Origin of the sequence: Amycolatopsis azurea DSM 43854 (assembly GCF_001995215.1) — a bacterium.
In the GTDB taxonomy this organism is placed as follows: domain Bacteria; phylum Actinomycetota; class Actinomycetes; order Mycobacteriales; family Pseudonocardiaceae; genus Amycolatopsis; species Amycolatopsis azurea.
Window position 1 is genome coordinate 140,356 of sequence record NZ_MUXN01000018.1, and the last position, 23,855, is coordinate 164,210.

General features: G+C 68.8%; 30 protein-coding genes. 9 read left to right on the forward strand and 21 right to left on the reverse strand.

Features of this window, described 5'->3' with window-relative positions; genetic code table 11:
- Positions 1-157 precede the first annotated feature (157 nt).
- Together B0293_RS24615 and B0293_RS24620 are read right to left on the reverse strand one after the other, a co-directional pair.
- Complete coding sequence (locus tag B0293_RS24615) at positions 158-973, reverse strand: lysozyme (protein WP_039915975.1); 816 nt, start codon at positions 971-973, stop codon at positions 158-160.
- A gap of 104 nt (positions 974-1,077) precedes the next feature.
- Positions 1,078-1,704 carry a type VII secretion system-associated protein gene (locus B0293_RS24620; protein ID WP_005152608.1) on the reverse strand — a complete coding sequence of 209 codons (627 nt, stop codon included), beginning with the start codon at positions 1,702-1,704 and terminating at the stop codon, positions 1,078-1,080.
- Positions 1,705-1,757: 53 nt separating this feature from the next.
- Here B0293_RS24620 and B0293_RS24625 point away from each other — a divergent pair, with 53 nt between their 5' ends.
- Positions 1,758-2,138 (forward strand): sterol carrier family protein, encoded by a 381-nt coding sequence (locus B0293_RS24625; protein ID WP_039915977.1) that lies wholly within the window; start codon positions 1,758-1,760, stop codon positions 2,136-2,138.
- Positions 2,139-2,192: 54 nt separating this feature from the next.
- Here B0293_RS24625 and B0293_RS24630 read toward each other — a convergent pair whose 3' ends face one another.
- Positions 2,193-2,990, reverse strand: coding sequence for an SAM-dependent methyltransferase (locus B0293_RS24630; RefSeq protein WP_005152612.1), 798 nt, complete (start codon positions 2,988-2,990; stop codon positions 2,193-2,195).
- A 203-nt stretch (positions 2,991-3,193) separates the two neighbouring features.
- Between B0293_RS24630 and B0293_RS24635 the strand changes: the two genes are divergently transcribed.
- From B0293_RS24635 to arfB, 6 genes are all read left to right on the forward strand, one after another.
- Positions 3,194-4,072: a helix-turn-helix domain-containing protein gene (locus B0293_RS24635; protein WP_005152614.1), complete on the forward strand. Its 879-nt coding sequence runs from the start codon at positions 3,194-3,196 to the stop codon at positions 4,070-4,072.
- A gap of 285 nt (positions 4,073-4,357) precedes the next feature.
- Entirely contained in the window at positions 4,358-4,597 is a 240-nt protein-coding gene (locus B0293_RS24640) for a DUF397 domain-containing protein (RefSeq protein ID WP_005152616.1), read from the forward strand.
- Positions 4,581-4,982 (forward strand): hypothetical protein, encoded by a 402-nt coding sequence (locus B0293_RS24645; protein WP_005152617.1) that lies wholly within the window; start codon positions 4,581-4,583, stop codon positions 4,980-4,982. The genes B0293_RS24640 and B0293_RS24645 overlap by 17 nt, the downstream gene beginning before the upstream one ends.
- Before the next feature lie 204 nt (positions 4,983-5,186).
- Positions 5,187-6,725 (forward strand): amidophosphoribosyltransferase, encoded by a 1,539-nt coding sequence (gene purF, locus B0293_RS24650; protein ID WP_005152620.1) that lies wholly within the window; start codon positions 5,187-5,189, stop codon positions 6,723-6,725.
- 31 nt (positions 6,726-6,756) lie between these two features.
- The gene (gene purM / locus B0293_RS24655) at positions 6,757-7,827 is read left to right on the forward strand and encodes a phosphoribosylformylglycinamidine cyclo-ligase (protein ID WP_005152622.1); all 1,071 of its coding nucleotides are present in this window, start codon (positions 6,757-6,759) and stop codon (positions 7,825-7,827) included.
- A gap of 32 nt (positions 7,828-7,859) precedes the next feature.
- Positions 7,860-8,291 (forward strand): alternative ribosome rescue aminoacyl-tRNA hydrolase ArfB, encoded by a 432-nt coding sequence (arfB, locus tag B0293_RS24660; protein WP_005152625.1) that lies wholly within the window; start codon positions 7,860-7,862, stop codon positions 8,289-8,291.
- Between the two features lie 5 nt (positions 8,292-8,296).
- Here arfB and B0293_RS24665 read toward each other — a convergent pair whose 3' ends face one another.
- The 5 genes from B0293_RS24665 to B0293_RS24685 form a co-directional block, all read right to left on the reverse strand.
- Positions 8,297-9,055: a GNAT family N-acetyltransferase gene (locus tag B0293_RS24665; RefSeq protein WP_005152627.1), complete on the reverse strand. Its 759-nt coding sequence runs from the start codon at positions 9,053-9,055 to the stop codon at positions 8,297-8,299.
- 180 nt (positions 9,056-9,235) lie between these two features.
- Positions 9,236-9,886 carry a VanZ family protein gene (locus B0293_RS24670; RefSeq protein ID WP_005152629.1) on the reverse strand — a complete coding sequence of 217 codons (651 nt, stop codon included), beginning with the start codon at positions 9,884-9,886 and terminating at the stop codon, positions 9,236-9,238.
- A gap of 222 nt (positions 9,887-10,108) precedes the next feature.
- On the reverse strand, positions 10,109-11,008 hold the full coding sequence (locus B0293_RS24675) for a Gfo/Idh/MocA family protein (protein ID WP_039915985.1): 900 nt from the start codon (positions 11,006-11,008) through the stop codon (positions 10,109-10,111).
- A gap of 124 nt (positions 11,009-11,132) precedes the next feature.
- Positions 11,133-11,993, reverse strand: a complete 861-nt coding sequence (locus B0293_RS24680) for a 3-hydroxybutyryl-CoA dehydrogenase (protein WP_077241377.1) — start codon at positions 11,991-11,993, stop codon at positions 11,133-11,135.
- 88 nt (positions 11,994-12,081) lie between these two features.
- Complete coding sequence (locus tag B0293_RS24685; RefSeq protein ID WP_020632289.1) at positions 12,082-12,267, reverse strand: DUF3073 domain-containing protein; 186 nt, start codon at positions 12,265-12,267, stop codon at positions 12,082-12,084.
- A 207-nt stretch (positions 12,268-12,474) separates the two neighbouring features.
- Here B0293_RS24685 and B0293_RS24690 point away from each other — a divergent pair, with 207 nt between their 5' ends.
- A complete protein-coding gene (locus B0293_RS24690; RefSeq protein WP_005152637.1) occupies positions 12,475-13,374 on the forward strand; it encodes a hypothetical protein in 900 nt (299 codons plus the stop codon).
- Here the strand turns inward: B0293_RS24690 and B0293_RS24695 are convergent.
- The 3 genes from B0293_RS24695 to ygfZ all read right to left on the reverse strand — a co-directional run bounded on the left by B0293_RS24695 (position 13,371) and on the right by ygfZ (position 16,601).
- Positions 13,371-14,318, reverse strand: a complete 948-nt coding sequence (locus tag B0293_RS24695) for an asparaginase (protein ID WP_005152638.1) — start codon at positions 14,316-14,318, stop codon at positions 13,371-13,373. The genes B0293_RS24690 and B0293_RS24695 overlap by 4 nt on opposite strands.
- A complete protein-coding gene (locus tag B0293_RS24700) occupies positions 14,315-14,878 on the reverse strand; it encodes an RsiG family protein (protein ID WP_005152640.1) in 564 nt (187 codons plus the stop codon). The genes B0293_RS24695 and B0293_RS24700 overlap by 4 nt, the downstream gene beginning before the upstream one ends.
- 595 nt (positions 14,879-15,473) lie before the next feature.
- Entirely contained in the window at positions 15,474-16,601 is a 1,128-nt protein-coding gene (gene ygfZ, locus B0293_RS24705; RefSeq protein WP_039916021.1) for a CAF17-like 4Fe-4S cluster assembly/insertion protein YgfZ, read from the reverse strand.
- Between the two features lie 30 nt (positions 16,602-16,631).
- Here ygfZ and B0293_RS24710 point away from each other — a divergent pair, with 30 nt between their 5' ends.
- Positions 16,632-17,486 carry an aminodeoxychorismate lyase gene (locus B0293_RS24710; protein ID WP_005152645.1) on the forward strand — a complete coding sequence of 285 codons (855 nt, stop codon included), beginning with the start codon at positions 16,632-16,634 and terminating at the stop codon, positions 17,484-17,486.
- Here B0293_RS24710 and B0293_RS24715 read toward each other — a convergent pair.
- From B0293_RS24715 to B0293_RS24760, 10 genes are all read right to left on the reverse strand, one after another.
- On the reverse strand, positions 17,479-17,907 hold the full coding sequence (locus B0293_RS24715; protein ID WP_005152647.1) for a TFIIB-type zinc ribbon-containing protein: 429 nt from the start codon (positions 17,905-17,907) through the stop codon (positions 17,479-17,481). The two genes, B0293_RS24710 and B0293_RS24715, sit on opposite strands and share 8 nt — an antisense overlap.
- Positions 17,907-18,320: a hypothetical protein gene (locus B0293_RS24720; RefSeq protein ID WP_005152650.1), complete on the reverse strand. Its 414-nt coding sequence runs from the start codon at positions 18,318-18,320 to the stop codon at positions 17,907-17,909. The genes B0293_RS24715 and B0293_RS24720 overlap by 1 nt, the downstream gene beginning before the upstream one ends.
- The gene (locus B0293_RS24725; RefSeq protein WP_005152652.1) at positions 18,308-19,180 is read right to left on the reverse strand and encodes a 5-oxoprolinase subunit C family protein; all 873 of its coding nucleotides are present in this window, start codon (positions 19,178-19,180) and stop codon (positions 18,308-18,310) included. The genes B0293_RS24720 and B0293_RS24725 overlap by 13 nt, the downstream gene beginning before the upstream one ends.
- Positions 19,177-19,788: a 5-oxoprolinase subunit PxpB gene (gene pxpB, locus B0293_RS24730; RefSeq protein WP_005152655.1), complete on the reverse strand. Its 612-nt coding sequence runs from the start codon at positions 19,786-19,788 to the stop codon at positions 19,177-19,179. Before pxpB ends, B0293_RS24725 begins: the two co-directional genes overlap by 4 nt.
- A gap of 9 nt (positions 19,789-19,797) precedes the next feature.
- The gene (locus tag B0293_RS24735; protein WP_005152656.1) at positions 19,798-20,421 is read right to left on the reverse strand and encodes an FABP family protein; all 624 of its coding nucleotides are present in this window, start codon (positions 20,419-20,421) and stop codon (positions 19,798-19,800) included.
- Between the two features lie 253 nt (positions 20,422-20,674).
- Complete coding sequence (locus tag B0293_RS24740) at positions 20,675-20,983, reverse strand: DUF1416 domain-containing protein (RefSeq protein WP_039915998.1); 309 nt, start codon at positions 20,981-20,983, stop codon at positions 20,675-20,677.
- On the reverse strand, positions 20,983-21,819 hold the full coding sequence (locus B0293_RS24745) for a sulfurtransferase (RefSeq protein WP_005152658.1): 837 nt from the start codon (positions 21,817-21,819) through the stop codon (positions 20,983-20,985). The genes B0293_RS24740 and B0293_RS24745 overlap by 1 nt, the downstream gene beginning before the upstream one ends.
- Before the next feature lie 21 nt (positions 21,820-21,840).
- Positions 21,841-22,275: a DUF4395 domain-containing protein gene (locus tag B0293_RS24750; RefSeq protein WP_005152660.1), complete on the reverse strand. Its 435-nt coding sequence runs from the start codon at positions 22,273-22,275 to the stop codon at positions 21,841-21,843.
- Positions 22,276-22,510: 235 nt separating this feature from the next.
- Positions 22,511-22,933, reverse strand: coding sequence for a TlpA family protein disulfide reductase (locus B0293_RS24755; RefSeq protein WP_005152662.1), 423 nt, complete (start codon positions 22,931-22,933; stop codon positions 22,511-22,513).
- A 20-nt stretch (positions 22,934-22,953) separates the two neighbouring features.
- A complete protein-coding gene (locus B0293_RS24760; RefSeq protein WP_005152664.1) occupies positions 22,954-23,850 on the reverse strand; it encodes an LmeA family phospholipid-binding protein in 897 nt (298 codons plus the stop codon).
- Positions 23,851-23,855 lie beyond the last annotated feature (5 nt).

Here is a 23,855-nt window from a genome sequence, read left to right on the forward strand (position 1 = left end):
GGCTAACTTGCAGGTGGTAGCCGTCCGGGCACGATTGTTGACGACGAGTGCCGGGTTTGTCACTAACTTCCGTGAAATTGGTACTACGCGTGGGTGATTTTCATTTCCATGTTGACGGTGTTCTGTGATCTTGTAACCCCACTCGGGGGTGACGGCGTCAGCCGATCGACAACGCGTGCACGCGATCTTGCGTGCCGTTGAACCAGTTCTGATCGCCGGGCAGGCTGCCCTTGTTCGAGAACTGCCAGATGGTCTGGGTCTTCCAGCTCGCGGGCAGTTCCCCGACCTCGGTGTTGTAGCGCGCGACCCACAGCGGGTTCTGCCAGAACAGGTTGCTGTTCCCGGTGCAGCGCTTCCACCAGCTCGTCGACGTGTAGATCGCCGGATGCCGGCCGGTGCGGTGCAGATAGGCCGTGGCGAACGACGCCATCCACTCCACCATTTGCGCGGGTGTCTTGCCGTAACAGGTTTCGCCGTACGGGTTGTACTCGACGTCGAGCGCGCCCGGCAGCGTCTTGCCGTCCTTGGACCAGCCGCCGCCGTGGTCGACGAAGTAGTGCGCCTGCGCGGCGCCGTCCGAGATGTCGGGGCGTGCGAAGTGGTAGGCCCCGCGGATCATGCCCACGCCGTAGGAACCGTTGTACTGCTGGGGAAACCTCGGGTTGACGAAGCCGGTGCCCTCGGTCGCCTTCACGTAGACGAACTTCGCGCCGGTCCTGGCCGCGGCGGGCCAGTCGACGTCGCCTTGATGACCGCTGACGTCATGGCCGAGTGTCTGCGCTTCGCCGCCGTACAGCGGCCCCACCGACACGTTGACGCCTTCGTGCAGCGCGATCTGTGAACCGGCGTAGTGCTCCTCGGCCCCGTCGTATCTGGGCCCGCCTTCACGTGCGACGGCGGGGGTCTGCGCGAGCAGCAGAACCCCCGCCGCGAGGACGGCCCCCCAGCCTTTCGAACACACTCTGCGACTCATCACGTCGCCACGATCCCCCGGGAAAAGGGAATCAGCGACTCGAACATCACCCGAAAGAGTTGCTTTCAGGGCGAAAAAATTGGGCCGAGTGGGTTAATCGAGCCCTAACGACGCTCGTCCGAAAGGGCTTTGTCGAGGTGCTCCGAGGGGATGATCGCGGTGAGCCGATCGTGGGGATTGAGCGTCACGGGATGCCCCGCGAGCAGCGGGACCATGTCGCGGCCCAGCACCGCGCGGGCGTGCGGCCACTCGCGCGGCACCAGCGCCTTTGCCGTGTACGCCGGCACCAGCACCTGGCCGTCGACGTTGTGGAAGCCGATCACCGTGCGCTGGACCGGGGAAAGGGCGTAGACGAACAGCGTCGAGTCGAGGAAGACCCGCGGCAGGTCGGCGGCCGGGCGGTGGTTCGTGCGCACCAGCTGGAGGAGCTGCTCGAGTTCGTTGCGCGGCTCCGGGAAGCCGAGCGCCTTGGGCGAGGGCCGGTAGCGGTCGTTGGGGTGGAAGTCCTCGACGATCTCGCCGCCGCCGTTCACCGGGTACGCGCCGACGACCGCCCAGGACGGCACCGGGCCGTCGGGGTCGAAGGCCTCGTCGATGACATAAAGCCAGCTGTTCGGGTTGGCCCTGGCGTTGGCGCGCATCTCTTCGGTGATCTTCGGCTTGCCCGGTTTCCGCTTGCCCGCCGGGCTCGACGCCAACCGATCCGCCTCGTCCCGCTGCGCCATCGCCATCCCCACGTTCCGGGTGCCTGAAGGTTTGTTCGCGCTCACTCTACTGTTCTCCCATGGCCTCTTCGCGTTCGGTCGACCCCGCTGAGTTACGTGCCGCGATCACGGCGATTTCCCCCTGGTTGAGCGGATCCGGTCCTGATCCGGCCCGGCCCGAGCTGGCCGCGGCGGTGCGGCTGAGCCTGCGGACGCTGGCCTCGGACGCCCCGGGGAAGAGTGTCGAAGTGCGGGTGCCGCCGTTCGCGGCTGTGCAGTGTGTCGAAGGATTGCGCCATACGCGCGGAACTCCGCCGAACGTCGTCGAAACGGATCCGCGCACGTGGCTGGAACTGGCGACCGGGCTGCTCGGCTGGGCCGACGCCGTCGGGTCGGGGCGGGTCACCGCCTCCGGGAGCAGGGCCGATCTGGCCCGATGGCTGCCGCTGGTGCGCCTGTGAAAGTCCCCTTCATCGCGAACAGTGCGCTGAAGGGGACTTCGGAGGTCGAACTTTTTAATTCTTGCGGCCGATGCCGCCGGAGATGGTCCGCTGGGCCGCGTTCAGCTCCTTGATCCGCGGGCCGTCCGGCCACCAGTCGACGCACAGCTTGACGCCGGGCTCGACCATCTCGAGGTCGTGGAACAGCTCCTCGATCTCGGCCTTGGTGCGGAAGGTCCCCGAGCCCATCGGGCTGTGGATGAAGAAGTCCTCCATCTTGCGGGCGACCTCGGACAGCTCGTCCTCCGGGTCGGAGAAGTGCGAGATCGCCACGTACGAACCCGACGGCAGCGCGTCGAGGTACTTCCGCATGATCTTGGCGGGCTGTTCCTTCGGCCCGTTGTAGTGGTGCAGCGTCCCGAGCTGCAGCAACGCGATCGGCTGCGTGAAGTCGATGTGCCGCCGGACGTCCGGGTTCTCGAGGATCCGCTCCGGCTCGAAGATGTCGTCCGAGACGAAGTGCGTGTTCTCGTTCTCCTCGAGCAGCGCCCGCCCGTGGGCGAGGACGACCGGGTCGTTGTCGACGTAGACGACCTTGATCTCCGGGTTGATCCGCTGCACGACCTGGTGCGTGTTCTCGGCCGTCGGCAGGCCGGATCCCAGGTCGAGGAACTGGGTGATGCCCGTCTGACTGGCGAGGAACCGGCACGCGCGGATCAGGAACCCGCGGTTCTCGGTGGCCAGGTCCTGAGCCTCCGGGGCGGCCTGCTGGACCTTGCGCAGCACCTCCCGGTCGATCTCGTAGTTGTCCTTGCCGAGCAGGAAGGCGTCGTACACCCGGGCGATGCTGGCCCGGGTCGGGTCGACACCCACTGGCACTCGTTCCGTCCGCGTCGGGGCGTCGGGCATCTTGAACCTCACAAAACTGTGTCGGAAGTCTCGGGCTCTACGTAGAGTAGAACCACGTTCGCGGCGGGTAAACCGAGCCATCCCTGTCGTGTCGAGGCCCAAACGTGTACTTTCAGTAATCGGCTTGTTCCCCTGGCGAGTGTTGTCGTACGAAAGGTCCCCGGTCGATGAACGCGGTCACCCCGTCCGGCGGTGAGCAGTCCCTGGGTCCCACCGCGCGGCGGATGATCCTGGGCTCTCAGCTCCGGCGGATGCGCGAGGACGCGGGCATCACGCGCCAGGAGGCCGGCTACAGCATCCGCGGCTCCGAGTCGAAGATCAGCCGTCTCGAACTCGACCGCGTCGGGTTCAAGGAACGCGACGTCGCCGATCTGCTGACCATGTACGGGATGACCGATCCCGGTGAGCGGCAGCAGTTCCTCGACATGGTCAAGGAGTCGAACGAGCCGGGCTGGTGGCGCCGCTACGGCGACCTGATGCCGAGCTGGTTCAACGACCTCGTCGGGCTCGAAGAGGCCGCGGCCCGGATCCAGGTCTGGGAGCCGCTGTACGTCACGGGCCTGCTGCAGACCGAGGACTACGCGCGGGCGATCATGAGCCACGGCCGCAAGGACATGGTCAACGAGCAGATCGACCGCCGGGTCGCGCTGCGGATGCGGCGGCAGAAGATGCTTTCGCGGCCGGACGCGCCGCGGTTGTGGCTGGTGCTCGACGAATCGGTGCTCCACCGGCCGATCGGCGACCGCGAGATCCTCAAGGGCCAGATCGACTACCTGCTGGAGATGATCCAGCAGCCGAACATCTCGGTGCAGATCCTCCCGTTCGACCGGAGCGGCTACTCCGCCGACAGCGCGTTCTCGCTGCTCAGGTTCGCGGAAGAGGAATTGCCGAACATCGCCTACACCGAGTACCTGACCGGCGCGCACTACATCGACAAGCGCGACGAGATCGAGCGGTACAGCCGGGCGCTGGACATGCTCGCGGTCGACGCGGAGACGCCGGACCGCAGCCGCCAGATGCTGATGAAGCGCCGCGCGGAAATCTGAGTCACTCACCGTTGTGGGGTTACCCGCCGTCCCGGTGACGGACGGACTTTTCTTGTGTGCGCCCGAAAATGCCACCACGAACAGTAGTTGGTCACTCGATGGTGGCTGCGGCTGTCACGCTTTGGTGGTACGAAAGAGGACCTAAGTCATCACTGCACGCGAATTCTGCAGAAACTTCTGCACGTGCATTTACCGTTGCAGTCACACGTGCTAACTTTGGGATCACAGGCAAATGCACATGCAGATGCATCGCCCGAAGTTCTCTCGTCGGGGAAGGTGGGGACCATGGCTGAACAGTTCGACAACGGCATCCCGGCCGATCGTCTTACCGGTGCGCAGTGGCGCAAAGCGAGCTACAGCAACGCGATCGGCAACTGCGTCGAGGTGGCACCGCTCGCATCCGGCGAGATCGCGATGCGCAACTCGCGCTTCCCGACCGGGCCTGCCCTGATCTACACGCAGGCCGAGATGGCCGCGTTCCTCGCGGGCGCCAAGGACGGCGAATTCGATGACGTTCTCGGGTGACACCATCGCCGCGGAAATCACCGACATCGAAAGCGGCCTGCAGGAACTGATCCACCGCGGATACCAGTTCGTGCACCCGTGCGACGCGACCGGCGAGGTCATGGCCGTGGTCGGCGTGCGGGTCCACGACAACGTGGTCGACGTGGTCCGGCTCAACGCCGAGGACGACGTCGTCGCGACCCGCATGCCGGGTACCGAGGAGGACATCCTCGAACCCGACGTCTGGCTGTGGCGGACCACCGGCGACGCCGTGACGGTGCTGACGGAACTGCTCGCACTCCCGGACGAGCGGATACCCGGCTCGCTTCAGCTGCCGGAGACCGCGTCCAAGGGCTGCTGGGTCCCCGGGCGTGGTGGCACATCCAAGTGGCTCGCCGCCAGCTAGTCACCTCCTATGCACAGTCGACCGCCTCTGTCGAGGGGGAGCGGTCGGCTGGTCGGGGGTCGTGAGTGCCGGGCCTTGACACCCGCCCGTCACTCACGGTCATCAACCAAAGCGTGTCCAGTGCCACTGCGCGCGGCGCGTTGATCTACGGCTCACCGTTTACACTGGTGGCGGCCTGCCCTCTTTCTCCCTGGGAGCACCTCGGTGGTTTCCGACCCGTCCCTCGCCGGACAGCCCGTGACCGACCAGCCCGATCCGGAACCCCGCGAGGAATGCGGTGTCTTCGGTGTCTGGGCGCCCGGAGAAGAGGTCGCGAAGCTGACCTACTACGGGCTCTACGCACTTCAGCACCGCGGCCAGGAAGCGGCCGGCATCTCGGTCTCCGACGGTTCGCAGATCGTCGTCTTCAAGGATCTCGGCCTGGTCAGCCAGGTGTTCGACGAGCAGGTCCTGCAGTCGCTGCAAGGACACATCGCCGTCGGGCACTGCCGCTACTCGACCACCGGCGCGACCATCTGGGAGAACGCGCAGCCGATCTTCCGGACCACCGCCACCGGCAGCGGGCTGTCCTTCGCGCACAACGGGAACCTCGTCAACACCGCCGAGCTGCGTGATCGCACGGTCGAAGCCGGCCTCAAGCCGCACGCGGGCCTGACCGGTTCCTCCAGCGACTCCGACCTGGTGTGCGGGCTGCTCGCGGCCAACGCCGCCGACAAGGGCATCGAAGCCGCCGCGCTGGAACTGCTGCCCACCCTCAAGGGCGCGTTCTGCCTGGTCTTCGCCGACGAGTCCACCTTGTACGCCGCGCGCGACCCGCACGGGGTGCACCCGCTGGTGCTCGGCAGGCTCGAACGCGGCTGGGTGGTCGCGAGCGAGACGGCCGCGCTGGACATCTGCGGCGCGTCGTTCGTCCGCGAGGTCGAGCCCGGCGAGCTCATCGCGATCGACGCCGAGGGCCTGCGCTCCTCGCGGTTCGCGAACCCCGAGCCCAAGGGCTGTGTCTTCGAGTACGTCTACCTCGCGCGGCCCGACACCTCGATCGCCGGCCGCAGCGTGCACGCGACCCGCGTCGAGATCGGCCGCAAACTCGCCGCCGAGCATCCGGCCGACGCCGACCTGGTCATGCCGGTGCCCGAATCCGGCACCCCGGCCGCCATCGGCTACGCGCAGGGCTCCGGCATCCCCTACGGCACCGGCCTGGTGAAGAACGCCTACGTCGGGCGCACCTTCATCCAGCCGTCGCAGACCATCCGCCAGCTGGGCATCCGGCTGAAGCTGAACCCGCTGCGCGACGTCATCCGCGGCAAGCGGCTGGTCGTGGTCGACGACTCCATCGTCCGCGGCAACACCCAGCGCGCGCTGGTCCGCATGCTGCGGGAGGCGGGCGCGCTCGAGGTGCACGTCCGGATCGCGTCGCCGCCCGTCCGCTGGCCGTGTTTCTACGGGATCGACTTCGCGTCCCGCGCCGAACTGGTGGCCAACGGCGTCGACCTCGACGGCATCCGCCGCTCCATCGGCGCGGACAGCTTGGGCTACGTTTCCCTGGACGGGCTGGTCGCGGCTTCGGAACAGCCGAAGTCGCGGTTGTGCACCGCGTGCTTCTCCGGCGAGTACCCGATCGCGCTCCCCGAGGACGCGATGATCGGGAAGCACCTGCTGGAAAGCCTGGACTCGGTCAATGGCGCGGCGAAGCCCGTCAGCCCTGCCGGGTACGGTGCTGAAGACGCCATCCGGCGTCCCTAGTCCTTTCTTCCAAGAGTTGGAGTCCGCTTTCGTGAGCGAGTCCACGAGCGCCACGTACGCCGCCGCCGGCGTCAGCATCGACGCCGGTGACAAAGCCGTCGAGCTGCTCAAACCACACGCCGAGAGGGCCAGCAGGCCCGAGGTGATGGGTGGGGTCGGCGGTTTCGCCGGGCTGTTCTCCCTGAAGCTGGACAAGTGGAAAGAGCCGGTGCTGGCCTCGTCGACCGACGGGGTCGGCACCAAGATCGCCGTCGCGCAGGCGCTCGACAAGCACGACACCGTCGGCATCGACCTGGTCGCGATGGTCGTCGACGACCTGGTCGTCACCGGCGCCGAGCCGCTGTTCATGCAGGACTACATCGCCGTCGGCAAGGTCGTGCCGGAGAAGATCGCGGCACTGGTCGGCGGCATCGCCGAGGGCTGCGTCCAGGCGGGTTGCGCGTTGCTCGGCGGCGAGACCGCGGAGCACCCCGGCCTGATGGGCGAGCACGACTACGACCTCTCGGGCACCGGCATCGGCGTCGTCGAGGCGTCGAAGGTGCTCGGCCCGGAACGGGTCCGCCCCGGCGACGTCGTCCTCGCGCTCGGTTCGTCCGGCCTGCACTCCAACGGCTACTCGCTGGCCCGGCACGTGCTGCTGGACATCGCGCGCATGCCGCTCGACGGGCACGTCGAGGAGTTCGGCCGCTCGCTGGGCGAGGAAATGCTGGAGCCGACCAGGATCTACGCGAAGGACTGCCTCGCGCTGGTGGCCGAGGCCGACGTCCGCACGTTCGCGCACGTCACCGGTGGCGGGCTGGAGCAGAACCTCGCCCGCGTCATGCCGCGCGGCCTGGTCGCGCGGCTCGAACGCGGCACCTGGACCCCGGCGCCGGTGTTCGCGCTGATCGGCCACCGCGGCAAGGTCGAGCGCGCCGAACTGGAGAAGACGTTCAACATGGGCGTCGGCATGGTCGCGATCGTCGGCCCCGACGACGTCGACCGCGCGCTCGCGATGCTGACCGCGCGGCACGTGCCGGCGTGGATCCTCGGCGACGTGCAGCCCGCGGAGGACCCGGACGGCCCGCGCGCCGTGCTCTCCGGTGACCACCCGCGCTTCTGAAATTCCGTTCCCCCGGGTGACACACTGGGTCCGTGGCTGATGACGTGGTGATCGGCACCCGGTTCGTGATCCCGGGTGCCGAATTGAGCGAACGGTTCTCCCGGTCGTCGGGTCCGGGTGGGCAGGGCGTGAACACCACGGACTCGCGGGTCGAACTGTCCTTCGACGTGGCCGGTTCGGCTTCCGTCCCGGAACATCTCCGGGCCCGGATGCTGGACCGGCTTTCGTCGCGCCTGGTCGAAGGCGTCGTCACGATCGCCGCGTCCGAGCACCGCTCCCAGCTGATGAACCGGGAAGCCGCGCGGGCGCGGCTGGTGATGTTGCTGCTGGACGCGTCGGCGCCCCCGGCCGCCAAGCGGCGTCCCACCAAACCTTCACGAGGTTCGAAGGAACGCCGCCTGGCCTCGAAGAAGCGCCGCGGCGAGGTCAAGAAGTCACGCCGCGGCCGCTTTTCCGACGAATGACAGGCTCAGACGACTGACAGGTGCACGCATTCGGCCGCGGTCTCGAACCCGACCCGGCCGTAGACGCGTTCCGCCTGCCCGGCGCCCGGTGTCAGGAACACCGACCGGCCGCCGCGGGCGTGGGCTTCCCGCGTCAGGTACTCCGTCATCGCCGCGGCGATCCCGCGGCTCCGGTACCCCTCGATCACCCCGATGCCCGCGACCTCGGTCGCGCCGTCGAGGATCGCGGTCGCGACCCCGCCGCCGATGATCTCGCCGTTTTCATCGACCGCCATCACCGACATGGTCTCGCCGCTCAGCTGATCCGGCGACGGGTCGAGGTGCTGATCGGGATCGGTCTCGCCGAAGGCCAGGTTCTGCGCCCGGATCATCTTCCGGAGCTCGTCGGCGGTCTTCGGGGTGACCAGGGTGATCCCGGCCGGTTTCGGCTGTTCGAGAACCTGATCCGGAGTACAGATCATCAACGGGACCCGTCGTTCCAGCGTGTAGCCGCACTCGACCAGCACGGCTTCGGCCGCGGGAACGGCTTCGGTCAGGAATTCCAGGCGCGGCATGAGCCCGCGCTCGCGGAACGCCCTGGTGAGTCCGGCGACGTCGTCGTGAGTGGGGACGGCGCCGTCGTCGGGGATCGCGTAGTTGAGGAACGGGCTGGTGGCTTCGAGGTAGTACGTGGCCAGGAACGGCCCGATCCGCTCGGTTTCGCGGAACTTCGCCGCGGTGGTGCGAATGTAGGACTGCAGAGAACGAATCGTCTCGGAATGCACTGGTGAAAGGCCTTTCAGGCAAGAGAAAGAGACGCACGGGAGGACCCGCGTGCGTGGTGGAGCTGGCGTTGGGCGCCGGCTAGCTCGTGCCGACGCCGCTGAAGGCGTCCGGCATGAGGCATCCCTCTTCTCTCTCCGGGAAGGGCTTACGCGCTTACTTTCGCACGAGGGGCAAGCGATTTACCGCCGTTGCGGATGCGCGATGCCCGAATACCGCTCGTCCCAGACCGACCTCGGGACCCGCATCCGGACGGGGGCGTCGCACACCCGCCGGACCTGCACCGGGATCTTCACCGGCGGGCGGACGTCCAAGAGGCACCAGAGGCGTTTGCTCACCAGGGCGCCCGCCACCGCGCCCAGGGTGTTCAACAGGACGTCGTCGGCGGAGGTCACCCTGCCGGCTTGTATCAGATATTGCGTACCCTCCACCAGCACCGAGACGGCCAGCGCGCCCAGCGCGACGCGGCTCAGTGACCGCAGGCGGCGGGACCGCAAGGGGAGCAGGGCGCCGAGCGGGCTCAACATGAGGAAGTTCCCCAGCGCCTGCCAGAGATTGGCGCCGTCGCTCAGCGCGAGACGGAGGTCGGTGCCGGGTTCGAGGTTGAGCCTGCTGCCCTCCGCGCCGGTCACCGGCATCGTGACCAGGCACAACACCAGGAAGAAGGTCAAGGCGAGCGTCATGTCCACGGCGGCGGTCGCGGACGCGGTGAAACGGTCGGCTTGTCTTCGCCGCCGGTGCGCCGCGAGCAGCGGCCAGCCGAGCAATGTGTACGGGATCGCGGTGATCGTCAACGGGATCATCGCGCCGAAAGCGCGGAGCAGCTCACCCATGGCCTTCCTTTCCGGAGCGCCCAAGATCACCTTCGCATCACAAGATCGACTCGGCATGACGGAGCGACCGCTCTAAGAGGTGATCTTTTCCGGTGGCGGAAAAGGGTTTCCCATGCTGGTTACCGTCCACAAAGGAACCTGTGGACAAACCTGTGGATGACCGCGAAGTAACCGGAAGAAGGCGTTATCGCACAAGGAAAAGCCTTGTGAGTGACCTGTGTACTACTTGCCGTGTCCGGCGAGCTCGCGCGCGCGTTCGAGCAGCTTCTGGAGGTGCAGCCCCCGGTGCACGTCACACGGGTGGGACGTCGTCCCGCTCGCCGCCATCGCGGCGAAATCGTCCAGGAGCGCGGTGTACGACTCGCCTGCCGACCCGGGTTTCCGGCCCAAAGTGCGATAGCCGTGTTCGCCGTAAACGGCCACTTCGACGACCGTCGGCTGGATCGGCAGCCGCAGCGACAGGGTCGCCGTACTGGTCGCGCCACCCGCGTGGGCGAACAGGAACTGCCACAGATCGTCATCGGTCCGGTCGGCGGCGAGCACCTCGGTGATCTCACCGAGCGCCGCGTCCAGCAGATCGAAGGCGTGCGGGCCGATGTCGGCGAGCGCGCCGGAGTCGTGCCGCCACGCCGAAGACTGGTACTGCCCGCCGAGCAGCGCGCCCGAAAGCCACCGCGCCCCGCCGCCGCGCCAGCCGCCGGTCTCCTTGATGCCGTCGAGCCATTCGCGGGTCATCGGCGAGAAACGCAAGGTCAGAACCACGAGGGCGGCCACACCAGCGGCGTCGACCGCGTTCGCGAGCCGCCGCGCGCCGTCGAGATCCGCGGCGATCGGCTTCTCCAGGATGAGATGCTTGCCCGCTTCGGCCGCCTTGACCGCCAGCTCCGCCTGAACGGCGGGCGGCACGGCGAACGCGACGGCGTCCACCTGCTCAAGTAGTTCCTCGAAGCTGTCGACTGCCCGGGCTCCGTGCGCGTCGGCGAGCTCTTTCGCTGCCTCGGGACGCCTGGTCCAGACCGTGCTCAACGTGGTTCCGGGGTGATCGGCGAGACCCGGCGCGTGCACCGTCTTCGCCCATGGACCCGCCCCGACCAGACCCGCGCGCAGCTGCCCCTGTCCCACGCCCCCGAGTCTAGGCGTGCCGCCAGCGGCGCTGGCCCCGACCACCCCGCAATTAGTCCTCTGGATGCGCTCCTTGCACACGCAAGTACCGCATCCAGAGGACTAAACGCGAAGGTGAGGCGGGTCAGGAGTAGCTGTAGAACCCGCGGCCGGTCTTCTTGCCGAGCAGGCCGGCGTCGACCATGCGCAGCAGCAGCGGCGGCGAGGAGTACAGCGGCTCCTTGAACTCGGCGTACATCGAGTCCGCGATCGCCTTGATGGTGTCCAGGCCGATCAGGTCCGACAGCCGCAGCGGTCCCATCGGGTGCGCGGTGCCCAGCTCCATGCCGCGGTCGATGTCCTCCGCCGACGCGAAGCCCGACTCGATCATCCGGATCGCCGAAAGCAGATACGGCACGAGCAGCGAGTTCACGATGAACCCGGCGCGGTCCTGCGAACGGATCACCGTCTTGTGCAACGCCGTCGTCGCGTGCTCCTCCGCGCGGCGGGCGGTGTCGTCGCTGGTCAGCAGCGACGGCACCAGCTCGACGAGCGGCAGCACCGGGACCGGGTTGAAGAAGTGGATGCCGACCACCTGCTGCGGTCGGTTGGTCGCCATCCCGAGCTTCATGATCGGGATCGACGAGGTGTTGGACGCGAACACCGCGTCCTCACGCTCGACGATCTTGTCCAGCGACCGGAACACCTCGACCTTGGCCTGCTCCTGTTCCAGGATGGCCTCGATGACGAGGTCGCGGTCGGCGAACTCGCCGATCTCGGTGGTGAAGCGGAGCCGTCCGAGCGCCGCGTCGGCGTCTTCCTGCGAGAGCTTCCCGTTCTTGACGCCGCGTTGCAGCGACTTCTCGATCCGCGCCCGCCCGGAGTCCAGCGCCGGCTGGTTCACCTCGGTGATGATCACGTCCAGACCGGCACGTGCGTGCACCTCGGCGATGCCCGAGCCCATGAGCCCGGCTCCGATGACACCTACCCGCGTTACGTCAGACACGGAACCCTCCTCGTATTTTGGGCAGCACGTGACACGCGAGGGTGGACCACGGAGTTCAGTCCGTCCCACCCTCGCGTGTCACGCCTGCTCAGCGGCGGTATTCGTCGTACCCGTCGTACGGGTCGTCGTCGTCCCGCTTGTCGTCCTCGTGCCCGTAATCAGAGGAACTACTGGACAGCTCGCGCTGCAAAGCATCGAAGTCGGTTTCGTGCGAGCTGTACTTGAGCTCGCGCGCCACCTTCGTCTGCTTGGCCTTAGCCCGGCCGCGCCCCATGGCTCGACCCCCTCGCACAGGGGCGGGGCGGCCGGGGGAATCGGCGGCCCCGCATCGTCTCGACAATTATTTCCTGCTGACACCGTACCGTGTCTGGGGGGTTGGATGCGACGTGGCACGGTGTGCCGGTGGCGACAGTGTTCACCGAACGCCGGTTACCGGCCGGTCGGTGGCGATAGTCGCAGGTCGGCGTGCCACGATGCTCCTGTGCCCCGTCCGTTCGCGGCTTATCTCCGCGTCTATGAGCCCCTGCTCGCGCTGGGGGACCCGCCGGACGAACGCCTGCTCGAGGCCGTCGAAGCGGCCCGGCTCGACCGTTCGGCCGCGGGCGAGCGCGAGCAGGCACTGTGGCTCAAGTCACAGCACGTCGGACGGCTGCTGCCCGCCGAGCTCGCGGACGGCCGGGCCGCGCCCAGTCTCGTCACCGACGTTCTCGTCCTGGACCCCGAAGACGTGCCGGAGGGTGAGCACGGCGACGCCGGTCCGGGGCCGCTGATCTGCCCGATGGAGATCCGCGCCCGCTCGGCCGCCGCGCTGGTGACCTTCCTCGGCGACGCGCATCCCACGTTGAGGAACGCCGTGCTCGACGCGGGCGGCGCTTCGCTCGACATGATCCGCTCGCGGGCGAAGTCCGCCATCGGCGATCTGTCCGCTTCGGCCTCACACACGCTCTCGACGACCTGGACCGTTCCGCTTCCGTGGTTCGTACTGTTCGATCCCGGGATGCGTCGGGTCAAACTGGGCAAGGGCCGCGACGACCCCGAGCGCGAGGTGTCGTGGCGGGTCTCCATCGCCGACGCGCGGCATCGCGCCCGCGAGGTCGGGGACCTGCTCGAAGCCACTTTCGGAGACTCGGGGCCCGGCCGGGTCCTGCTCGAGACGCGACGCTGGCTCGACAGCTTCCACCCCGGCTCCGCCGTCGAACTCGACTACGGCGGTCTCGTGCAGCTCTTCGCCGACTCGATCCTGCAGGCCGACACGACCGCCGAAGAAGTGCACGACATCCTCGACGCGCTCCGCACCGGCAACGTCGACGAGCTGGCGGAACTGTTCGCCGACCTGCGGGACTTCTGGGGAGACCTGGCCGCGCGGGAACGCGCGAACTAGCCGAAGAGCCCGTCGGTGACCTTCAGTTCGCCGACCGGCTTCCCGCCGCCCAAGACCGCGTTGCGCGCGAGGCCGCTCGCCTCGTCGCTCGGGTCGATGCCGAGGTGGCGCAGGGTCGCGAGCAGCAGCGGGATCCGTGCCCGCGCGTTGCCGTCGTCGATCTTCAGCGCCAGCGCGGTGCCGTCCGGGAGGGCGAACGCGTGTACTCCCTCGGCGCCGCCCTTCGAGAGCAGGCCCTCCACGCTCCGCATGAGGACGGTGTCCTCGCGGCCGGTGCCCGCGACCTGCCACGGATGCGCGCGGACGGCGTCCGCGACCCGGCGGTCCGGCCCGCCCATCGCGGTGACCAGCCTGCCGAAGGACCGGGCGAGGCCGGTGAGGGAGAACGCGAACAGCGGGGCGCCGCAACCGTCGACACCGACCGTTTCGATCGTCTCGCTGGTGAGGTCGCCGATGGTGTCCTGGATGACCTTCTGCAGCGGGTGGTTCGCGGCCGCGTAGTCCTCGGTGGCCCAGCCGAGCTGGGCGCAGGTCGTGAGCATCGCGGCGTGTTTGCCGGAGCAGTTCATGGCGGCGCGGCGTTTCCCCGCCGCGGCCACGGCCAGCATGCTCGGCTCGTGCAGCGGGAAGGCGGGCGGGCAGGCCAGCGCGTCCTCGGTCAGGCCCGCGCGGGAAAGCATCGACAAGGCGCCCTCGACGTGGCCGGGCTCGCCGTTGTGCGATCCGCAGCCCAGCGCGAGGTCCTCGTCGTCGATCGTGAGGCCGGCGCGCAGCATCCCGACGGCCTGGAGCGGTTTGTTGGACGAGCGCGGGTAGACCGGGCGCCCGATGTCGCCCGCGGAGAACCGGACCGACCCGTCCGGGGCGGTGATCACGAGCGCGCCGCGGTGCGTGCTCTCCACGAAACCGGATCGGACGACCTCGACCAGGACGGGATTCGTCACTCGGACCCGCCGCGTTCGGTGTCGAGCAGGTCGTCGACGGACGCCGTGCCCTTGCGGTAGCGGGTCGCGATCTCGGCGTTGATCGTGTCCATCACGCCCTGCACCTCGCGGCGATACGAAGAGACCGAGACCTCTTCGTCGGCGTACCGGTTGAGGGCGTTGAGCAGCTTCTCGTCCGAGAGCGTGCTGACGTCGGAAAGGTCCGTGTCACCGATGAGCGCCTCGGCGAACCGCCGGTGCTCGCCCGCGCGGGACGGCTCCAGCCGCTGATGCCTGCCCGAACCCGTGGCCGGGCCGATCGCGTTGTCCGCCAGGATCGCGGCCAGCCGCTCGACGACACTGCTCTCGCCGCCCGAACTCCGGCGCTCCTGCTCGGCCCGCACGATGTCGATCCGCGCGTGCAGCAGACGCCGCAGGTACGAGAGGTCGGTCTCCTCCTGCGCGGCCTCGTCACGGCGCTCGCGCAGCACGGAGAGAGTCAGCTCGCCGAGGTCGCTGAGATACCCAGGGCCGAGCACGCGGTCGATACGACGGCGACCACCGGGCCGGACTTCGATCACGCGCGTAGCTTATCGCGCTCACGCCGAAATGTTCCGCAGGGAGCGATACCACAAGGATCTCTGCCCTCCCCGACACCCTCCACTGCGCTACCGCTCTTTCGGTCCCTTCCAGAGCGCGCCCCCCACCCGTCCCGGGGGCGGCCCCAGGTCCAGTCTACCGGGGGCGGAGGGGGGAAAGTGCTGGTCGGCGAGGTTGTCCACAGGTGGGCGGAGTTGTGGACAACTGGGGTGAAGGGGACTTTCGCCGCGTGTGACGGGCGGAAAGCGTCCTTCGCCGCGTGAGATGTGGGGAAAGGGCCCTTCGACCCCCGGCGGTAGGTGGGAGCGGCAGTACATGAAGGCCCCCTTGCTTGCGCCTAGCGCGAGCAAGGGGGCCTTCATGTACTTGGCGGTGCCTCGGTCGCGAGTGAAGGCCGAGTTCCCTGCGCTCAGCCGAGGCAAGGGGGCCTTCACGCGACGCCGTTGTGACTGGTGTGGCAGTTGGGGCGAAAGTGCCGGTCCCGGAGGCCGTGAAGGACTCCTTGAGGGACCCAGAGTCCCTCAAGGAGTCCTTCACGGACCGGACCAGACCGGGTCGGCCCGAGCCGGGTCCAGTTCAGCCCCGCAGTCGCTGGGCGGCCTCCCGGCCGGGAGCGGGAGCCTCACCCGGCACCGAGTCCGGGTCGATGGCCGCCTGCACGACGCGGTCCTCGGCGCCGACCAGCAGTTCGGCGCCCGGCCGCGTCGAGCGTTTGACCAGCGCCAGCGCGATCGGCCCCAGTTCGTGATGCTGCACCACGCTGCCCACACGCCCGACCGTCCGCTCGCCGAGGACCACCGGGTCACCGGTCTCCGGCGTGATCTCCGGCGAACCGTCCAGGTGCAGCAGCGCCATGTACCGCGGTGGCCGCCCGACGTTGTGGACCTTCGCGACGGTCTCCTGCCCGCGGTAGCAGCCCTTCGCCACGTGCGCGGCGGAGTCGACCCAGTTCACCTCGTGCGGGATCGTGCGCTCGTCGGTGTCGAGTCCCAGCCGCGGCCGCAGCGACTCGACCCGCAGCGCGTCGAAGGCCCAGCTGCCCGCCGGGCGTGCGCCCGCGTCGGTCAGGCGGCGCCACCAGTCGGCGAGTTCAGCGCGAGGCACGGCGAGGTCGACGCTGTGCCGTCCGGGCCACGGCATCCGCCGCGCGAAACCGCCGGGGATCGGCGCGACGGAGTAGGCGTCCGCGCCCAGCGAGACACCCACGGAGTCCAGCACCCGGTCCGCGTCGGGGCCGAGGACGGTCAGCAGCGCCAGTTCCCCGGACACGTCGCGGATGTCCACTTTGGACCAGAACTTCATCGCTTCGAGGTACTCGCGCAACGTCTGCTTGCCGCCGGAGGGCAACGCGCTGGAGGCCATCGCGCCCCGGTCGCTGTCCAGCCACACCGTGCCGCCGGAATGCGCGACGACCATGTGGGTGTCGACGCGGCCCTGACTGTCCAGCACGAGAGCCTCGGTGCCGGTGCCGTCGGCGAGCCCGGTGACGTGCTGCGAGATCACCAAATGCAGCCAGGACAACCGCTCTTCCCCGGTCACGGCCAGGATCTCGCGGTGCGAACGGTCGATCACGACCGCGCCGCGCGCCGCCGTCCGTTGCTCGGCGAAGGGGTCTCCCCAATGCCACGGGACACCCTCTTCAGGATGCCCGTCGGGTGCCGCGATCGGTCCGGGAAGGTCGAGCAAGGGGGAGCGGTAGGGCATGAAACCCATGCTAGTGAGTACCGTGTCCCCATGCGCGTGCTTGCCTTCCTCGACGGGACCCTGGCCGACCCCGAAGCCGCTCACCTGCGAGTGGACGACCTCGGGTTGCTTCGCGGCGATGGCGTGTTCGAGACGATCCTCGTCGTCGACGGACGCCCCCGCGAACTCCGCCCGCACCTCGAGCGGCTGGCCCGTTCCGCGGCCATGCTCGACCTGCCCGAGCCGGTACTGGCGGACTGGGAACGCGCCGCGCGGGTCGTCATCGACAACTGGTCCGGCACCGCCGAAATCGCGCTGAAACTGGTGTACACCAGGGGAATCGACGGCGATCCGGAAGCGAAGCCGTTCGGGTTCGCGCTCGGCGTGGAGATCGACGAGAAGGTCCTGCGGGCCCGCGTCGAAGGCGTCGCGGCGGTCACCCTCGAACGCGGTATCGAGCCCGACCTCGCCGAGCGCGCGCCGTGGCTGCTGCTGGGCGCGAAGTCGATTTCGTACGGCGTCAACATGGCCGCGCTGCGGGAGGCGGGCCGCCGCGGCGCGAGCGATGTGATTTTCACCGCCGCCGACGGTTCGGTCTTCGAAGGGCCGACTTCGACGGTCGTCCTCGCGAAGGACAAGACGCTCTACACGCCGCCGGCGACCATCGGCATCCTGCCGGGGACGACGCAGGCCGCGCTGTTCCGCGGTGCCGAGCGGGCGGGCTGGTCGGTCAAGGTGGAGCCGCTCAAGGTCGCGGACCTCACCGCTGGCGAAGGACTGTTCCTCGCCTCGTCGGTCCGCAAGCTGACCAGGGTGCACACGCTCGACGGCGTCGCGCTCGGCGACTCCAGCGCGATCCACGCCGAACTGGCCGCCGCGTACGAGAGCGAATACGCGATCAGCTGAGCGTCGCGCGCAGCTTGGTGATGGCGCGAAGGACCTCGTCGCGGTTCTTCGCCGCCGTCATCCACGACGGCAGCCGTGCGACCAAGGTCATGCCGGGGTCGTCCCCTGGCCCGCGTTCGCGCAGCTTCGCCGCGACGAATCGTTCGAGCAGGTCGAGGTGACGTTCGTGGAACGCCCACAGGGTGTTCCCGCGACAGTCGGCGCGCAGCCACAAGGGCTCGTGGAAGAACGGATCGATGGGCCGGTTCCACGCGTGGAAATCGGGCCGAGGGTCCTCCCGCACCAGTCCGCACGCGGGACAGGTCAGCCGGGAGGCGGTCACCGAGGCCCGGCCGCCGCAGCGCGGGCAGAGGACGAGGATCGGCTCGTCCGCGAGGTCCTCGATCCGGAGCTGGGGATCGCGGAATCGCGGGGCGTCCATCAGTCGAGCGGGCTGATGATCAGCAGGTGCGGCAGGATCGCTTCTTCGCGGTAGGCCGCGATCTTGTGGTGCCCGTCGAGGATCACCGCCGCGTCCGCGGTTTCCAGCACGACCGCGACCGGACGGTGCCCGCTCTTGATCGCCGTCCGGTAGTAGCCGACCCGCGAGACGTCGGCGGGCGGCCAGTCGGCGCTCGGGGTCAGATAGCGGTCCTCGGCCAGCCGTTCGGGGCCGGTGACCTGGTAATCGCCGTCGGCGAAGAGAGCGAGAAGCGGGCGGAGCGTGTCGCCGAGCGGGCGCCGCATCTGGCCGGTGGCCAGCGCGATCCGCAGCGACTGCGGGAGTTCGGGCTGCGAAGGGACCGAATTCGTGTCGATGACACCTGTGCCACCGTCGACCTTTACCTGTTCCACACCCTCGTGGACGAGTGAAAGCGGAGAAGGGTTCCGGGACGGGCCTGCGCGAGCGTCGGGAGTGACGCCCGTCTCACCGCCGCCGCCACCGGATAACCGCCGGTGGTCGGATGATCCGCCAGGAAAACGACCGGCAACCCGTTCGGCGGAACCTGGATCGCTCCGGTCAGCAGGCCTTCGCTCGGCAGCTCCCGCTCGACGTATCCGGCCTCGCGGGTCAACGCGGGCCCGTCGAGCCGGAGGCCGACGCGGTTCGATTCCGCCGTCACCGTCCAGGTCTTCGCGAGCCCGGCCGCCAGGTGCTCGAACCAGTGCGCACGCGGGCCCGGCTCCACCTCCACGACCAACGACGCCGGAGCGGCGGTGGGCAGCACGACGTCGGCGCCTCCGGGCACGGACGGGGTGCCGAGCGGGAGGACATCGCCTGTCTCGAGCGGAGCGGGTCCGATCTCCGAGAGGACGTCCCGCGACCGGCTGCCGAGTTCCGCCTCCACCGCGATCCCGCCGGAAACCGCGAGGTAGCACCGCAAACCGGTGGCGGGCGCGCCGATCGTCACCACCTGACCCGGCGCCAGCCACACCGGCACGTGCGAGCCGGCCGCGCGCCCGTCGACCTCGACGTCGACGGCGGGACCGGTCACCGCGATCGTGCAGGACGTCGTGGCGCGCAGGCTCAGCCCGCCGAGGAGGCACTCGACGCCCGCGGCGCCCTCGCCGTTGCCGACGAGCCGGTTGGCCAGCCGCAGCGCCGGGACGTCCAGCGCGCCGGACGGCGGGACGCCGAGATGCGCGTAGCCGGGCCTGCCGAGGTCCTGGACCAGCGCGAGCGGACCCGGACGGACCACTTCGAGCGCCCTCATCCGGCACTCCGGAACCGCACGCGGTCGCCGGGCGCGAGCAACGCGGGCGGATCGGCGCGCGGATCGAACAGGACGGTCCGGGTATGGCCGATCAGCCGCCAGCCACCGGGCGAGACGCGCGGGTACACGCCGGTGAACTCACCCGCGATCCCGACCGAACCCGGCGGCACACGAGTGCGCGGAGACGGCAGCCGTGGCTGCCGCAGTGGTTCGGGAAGTCCTGTCAGATAACCGAAACCGGGCGCGAACCCGGTGAAGGCCACGGTGTAGACGGCGCCGGTGTGCAGCCGGACGACGTCCTCAGTGGACAGTCCGGCGTCCCGTGCGACGAGTTCGAGGTCTTCGCCGTCGTAGGTGACGTCGAGGGTGATCTCGCGCGGTTCGCCCTCCGGCGGATGTTCGAGGTCCGCGCCTGACAGGAGGTCACGGACGGCGGCGAGGGCGCCCGAACCCGGGGTTTCCACCACGAGCAGGCTGCGGGCGCCGGGGACGAGTTCGGCGATCCCGGACGGACGGGAAGACGAGACCGCGGCGTGCGCGGCGATCGTCTGCGTCAGGGAATCACAGTCGAGCAGGGCGGCGTGCTCGCCGTAGGCACGCCACCGCACGGGAGACGGTCAGCCCACCACGCGACGCAGCAGCGCCGACGTGTGCGGCTGGAGTTCCTGGCCCATCATGGCGCGCTCCTCGACGTAGCCGAGTTCGCCGTTGACGATGCCGTAGAGCCGCTGCGAGGCCGTGACGTCCTTGGCCGTCGAAGTGCGGACGACCGCGTCGGTGCCCAGCTCCCAGGCCGGAACCGAGGCCTTGCCGCGAGGCTTGCCGTAGAAGAGTTCGACGATGCCGGTGTTGTGGGTCAGCAGCAGCTCGATCGTGTCGTCGGCTTGCGGACGCCAGAACCCGGATTCGCGCGCGGCGGGACGGATGACCTTGCCGTCTTCGTCGAGCAGCCAGGCGCGGGCCTCGTGCGTGAGGAAGGGGCGGCCGTCGTGCGCGATGGTCAGCTGCATGCCGAACCGGTACGGGCCGTCGATGGTCGGGTAGTCGACCTCGCCTTCGCCGCGCCACACGCCGACGAGCGGCAGCAGCGCCAGGCAGGCGTCGTTGAGGTTCGGACCCTCGCGCAGGTTCGCCGTGTCGCCCGGGATGGGCATGTCGTCGAACTGGGGAAGGTTCCGGTCGCGCGTGCTTTCCGCGCGCTTTTCCGCGGCCTGGATGGCCTCGTCGCCACTAGCCGTCATGGGTCAGCGCTGGTCCGCGTAAAGCCGGTAGACGACGTACACGGCGAACCAGGTGATCGCGACGCCGGCGAGCACCAGCAGGGTCGTAAACAGGATCTCCACGCCACGCACTTTAGTCGCTACCTGCCCGGACGGGCCTGCCGAGGGTGCGTGGCAGTGCCCACAAGGAGCTGAAGGACGCTTTCGCCGCATCACACGCGACGAAGGGGCCCTTCACCGCATGACATGCGGTGAAGGGCCCCTTCAGCCCGTCTTAGGCGACGGAGACCTGGAGCTGGTGGACGCCCGGACCCTGAGCGGTCACGGAGGCCTCGCCGTTGCCGGAGCGGTGCAGCGCGCGCACCGTCCAGTCGCCGGGGGCGGCGTAGAAGCGGAAGTCGCCGTCCGCCGACGAGACGACCTCGCCGGTGAAGTCGCCGCCGCCGTCCAGCAACCGCACGAAGGCGCCGCCGACGGGCCCCTCCGAGCCGGTCACCTTGCCGGCCAGCACGACCTGGCCGCGGGTGTCGTAATCGGCGGGCGTGGCCTCCTGGACCGGTGCGCCGCAGCTGTCGTCAGCCATCACTTAGCTCCCAACTCGACCGGCACGCCGACGAGCGAGCCGTATTCCGTCCATGAACCGTCGTAGTTCTTCACGGCGTCGTACCCGAGGAGCTCGTGCAGCGCGAACCACGCGATGGACGAACGCTCGCCGATCCGGCAGTAGGCGATCGTGGACTTCGACTCGTCGAGGCCCTCGTCGGAGTACAGCTCCTTGATCTCGTCCTCGGTCTTGAAGGTGCCGTCTTCGTTGGCGACCTTGGCCCAAGGGACGTTCAGCGCGCCCGGGATGTGGCCCGGGACCTGCGACTGCTCCTGCGGCAGGTGCGCCGGGGCGAGCAGCTTGCCGGAGAACTCGTCGGGCGAACGCACGTCGACGAAGTTGCTGCCGCCGATGGCCTGGACGACCTCGTCGCGGAACGCGCGGATCGAGAGGTCCTGCTCCTTGGCCTTGTACGTGGTGGCCTCGCGCTTGACCTCTTCCGAGTTCAGCTCGCGCCCGTCGAGCTCCCACTTCTTGCGGCCGCCGTCGAGCAGCTGCACGTTCTCGTGGCCGTAGAGCTTGAAGTACCAGTACGCGTACGCGGCGAACCAGTTGTTGTTGCCGCCGTAGAGGACGACGCGGTCGTCGTTGGAGACGCCCTTCTCCGAGAGCAGCTTCTCGAAGCCCTCCTTGTTGACGAAGTCGCGGCGGACCCCGTCCTGCAGGTCCTTGCGCCAGTCGAACTTCACCGCCCCGCGGATGTGTCCGTTGTCGTACGCGGTCGTGTCCTCGTCGACCTCGATGAACACGACACCCGGGGTGTCCAGGTTCTCCTCGGCCCACTGGGTGGTGACCAGGACGTCTTCACGGCTCATGGAGCTGACTCTCTTTCTGGGTTAGGACGCGCGAGGGCTGGGGCTGAAACGCTTGATGAGCAGGTACATCTCGCAACCGAGACAGAAGTTGAACGCCGCGTTGAGGAACGCCGCGAACAGCGCGAACGCCGTCGCGACGAAGCCGAGCGCGGTCAGGCCGGCGGCGAAGCCGACCGTGCCGATGACGGCGAACACGAAACCGACGGCCTGCGCGAACCGCAGCGGGGCGGCGTCCTCGCGTTCGGTCGTCGGGCCGAGCCGCGGCGCCACCAGGTAGCGGTAGACCAGGGAATACGGCGCCGGCTTCAGGCCGACGAAGGCGCCGATCGCGAACACCACCGCCTGCGCCGCGAGCAGTGGCCACCACTGGGTGATGAGCACGACCGCGAGCACGATCGTCGTCAGGATGGCGGCGAAACGCGGACCCCGGGGGTCGACGGCCGGTCCTGCGGACATGGTTCCTCCTGCGAACGAGAGGGAAAGAGGTGCGTGCCGGTCAGGGCACGCGGCGACGGCTTCAAAGGCGCGATCAGCAGGCCGGACACAGGCTGCTGCGAACGCGGCACAGATCCACTGCGCGGCGCTGGGTCAGCAAGGTTCGGGGCAGCCTGTTCACGGGTGCGAGGGTACGCAGAGCTCCCTCAGGTTGGGAACCGTGTTCACACCTTGGGACGCTTCCCAAAATTCGGGATCAGACGTTCGCCAGATGGGGTTTCAGGGCTTCGAGAAGCTCCTGACCTCGGGGAACGCCGCCGACGCGGAAGACCTCCCGGCCGTCCGGGGTCAGGGCAAGCGTCGTCGGAGTCCGCAATATCGAAAGTGCCTGGGCGACTTCCGGGGTCTCGGTGACGTCCAGATCGACGTGCGTGAGGCCGTCGGTCTTCTCCGCGAGCGCCGACAGGATCACGCGGGTGTGGCGGCACGGCGCGCAGAACGTGGTGGAGATCTGGACCAGGGTGACGCCCTCGGGCGCGAGGGTGGCGGAGACGCGCTCCGGCAGCTTGGTCACGTCAGCGGCCTTCGCGGCCCTGATGCGGCCGTTGCGCGCCTGCAACAGCGCGCCCGCCACGCCGCCGAGCACCAGGACACCCAGCAGCACCCACACCCCGGTCATTCGCGATCACCTCTGTGTCGTCAACCCTGCGGCTGCGCTCCGCTGAAGGCGACGTTCTTGCCTTCGCCCTTGATGGTCACCGAACCGCTGTTCACGCGCACCGACGTCGGGGTCACCGAGAACGGCATCGTGCCGGTGTCGATGGTCGCGTTGAAGTTCGGGAGCAGCGCGTCCTGCACAGCCTGGGGAACGACGGTGGTCTCCTTGTCATTCCCGAACTGGAGCCGCTTCGGCTCGAGACGGATCTTCCGCCCGTCCAGTTCGATCATCGCGAAGCAGAAGATCTCCACCTTCTGCCCGGCGATCTGCACGTTGCCCGAAACCCGGATCCCGGCGCTGGCGGTGTCCACCGGCTCGCCGTTCTCGTTGGTGGTCGTCGTGGGCTTCGTCTCGCCCTGCCCGCTGTCGCCGTTGCGGACGTAGTCCTCGGTGACCGGCTCGATCTTCAGGTTCTCGATCTTGTTCAGCGGCGCCTGCCGAGCGATGTCGGCGGCCTTGATGATCACCTCGCCCTTGAGCGTGCCGATGGTGATCGCCTTGGTGTTGCCGGACGTCAGGTCCGAGAGCGGCGCCGTGACGTCGCTCATGTCGGCGTTGAAGTCCACGTCGTTCAGCTTCGGCGGAACGGCGACGCCCTGGGCGTTGATGGTGATGTGACTGTAGTCACCGGAGAGGGCCTGGGTCAGGAACGGGAAACCGTGCACCGTGACCGCCGGATCGTTGGCCAGCTTCAGCTGTTCGCGGGCCTTCTGGGAGATCGTGTGCTCGGCGAACGCCGCCGCCCCGAAATCAGCCCCGACCAGCAGCACCAGCAGCACCGCGAGGGCGATGAGCCAGCCCCGTCCACGCCGCTTCGGTCGCTTGGCGGACCGGCCTGGGGACGGCCGTTCGTCACGCGCCACGGGCCTGCTCACCATCGCGT

Coding starts and splice junctions, on each gene's coding strand:
- B0293_RS24640 (WP_005152616.1), top strand. CDS start 4,358: ATGGCTGAACAGTTCGACAACGGCATCCCGGCCGATCGTCTTACCGGT.
- B0293_RS24615 (WP_039915975.1), bottom strand. CDS start 973: ATGAGTCGCAGAGTGTGTTCGAAAGGCTGGGGGGCCGTCCTCGCGGCG.
- B0293_RS24725 (WP_005152652.1), bottom strand. CDS start 19,180: ATGAGGGCGCTCGAAGTGGTCCGTCCGGGTCCGCTCGCGCTGGTCCAG.
- B0293_RS24715 (WP_005152647.1), bottom strand. CDS start 17,907: ATGGACGCCCCGCGATTCCGCGATCCCCAGCTCCGGATCGAGGACCTC.
- B0293_RS24670 (WP_005152629.1), bottom strand. CDS start 9,886: ATGGGTGAGCTGCTCCGCGCTTTCGGCGCGATGATCCCGTTGACGATC.
- B0293_RS24620 (WP_005152608.1), bottom strand. CDS start 1,704: ATGGCGATGGCGCAGCGGGACGAGGCGGATCGGTTGGCGTCGAGCCCG.
- B0293_RS24735 (WP_005152656.1), bottom strand. CDS start 20,421: ATGACGGCTAGTGGCGACGAGGCCATCCAGGCCGCGGAAAAGCGCGCG.
- B0293_RS24745 (WP_005152658.1), bottom strand. CDS start 21,819: ATGAGCCGTGAAGACGTCCTGGTCACCACCCAGTGGGCCGAGGAGAAC.
- B0293_RS24685 (WP_020632289.1), bottom strand. CDS start 12,267: ATGGGGCGCGGCCGGGCTAAGGCCAAGCAGACGAAGGTGGCGCGCGAG.
- B0293_RS24750 (WP_005152660.1), bottom strand. CDS start 22,275: ATGTCCGCAGGACCGGCCGTCGACCCCCGGGGTCCGCGTTTCGCCGCC.
- B0293_RS24755 (WP_005152662.1), bottom strand. CDS start 22,933: ATGACCGGGGTGTGGGTGCTGCTGGGTGTCCTGGTGCTCGGCGGCGTG.
- ygfZ (WP_039916021.1), bottom strand. CDS start 16,601: ATGCCCTACCGCTCCCCCTTGCTCGACCTTCCCGGACCGATCGCGGCA.
- B0293_RS24645 (WP_005152617.1), top strand. CDS start 4,581: ATGACGTTCTCGGGTGACACCATCGCCGCGGAAATCACCGACATCGAA.
- B0293_RS24625 (WP_039915977.1), top strand. CDS start 1,758: ATGGCCTCTTCGCGTTCGGTCGACCCCGCTGAGTTACGTGCCGCGATC.
- B0293_RS24760 (WP_005152664.1), bottom strand. CDS start 23,850: ATGGTGAGCAGGCCCGTGGCGCGTGACGAACGGCCGTCCCCAGGCCGG.
- B0293_RS24710 (WP_005152645.1), top strand. CDS start 16,632: ATGCGCGTGCTTGCCTTCCTCGACGGGACCCTGGCCGACCCCGAAGCC.
- B0293_RS24740 (WP_039915998.1), bottom strand. CDS start 20,983: ATGGCTGACGACAGCTGCGGCGCACCGGTCCAGGAGGCCACGCCCGCC.
- B0293_RS24635 (WP_005152614.1), top strand. CDS start 3,194: ATGAACGCGGTCACCCCGTCCGGCGGTGAGCAGTCCCTGGGTCCCACC.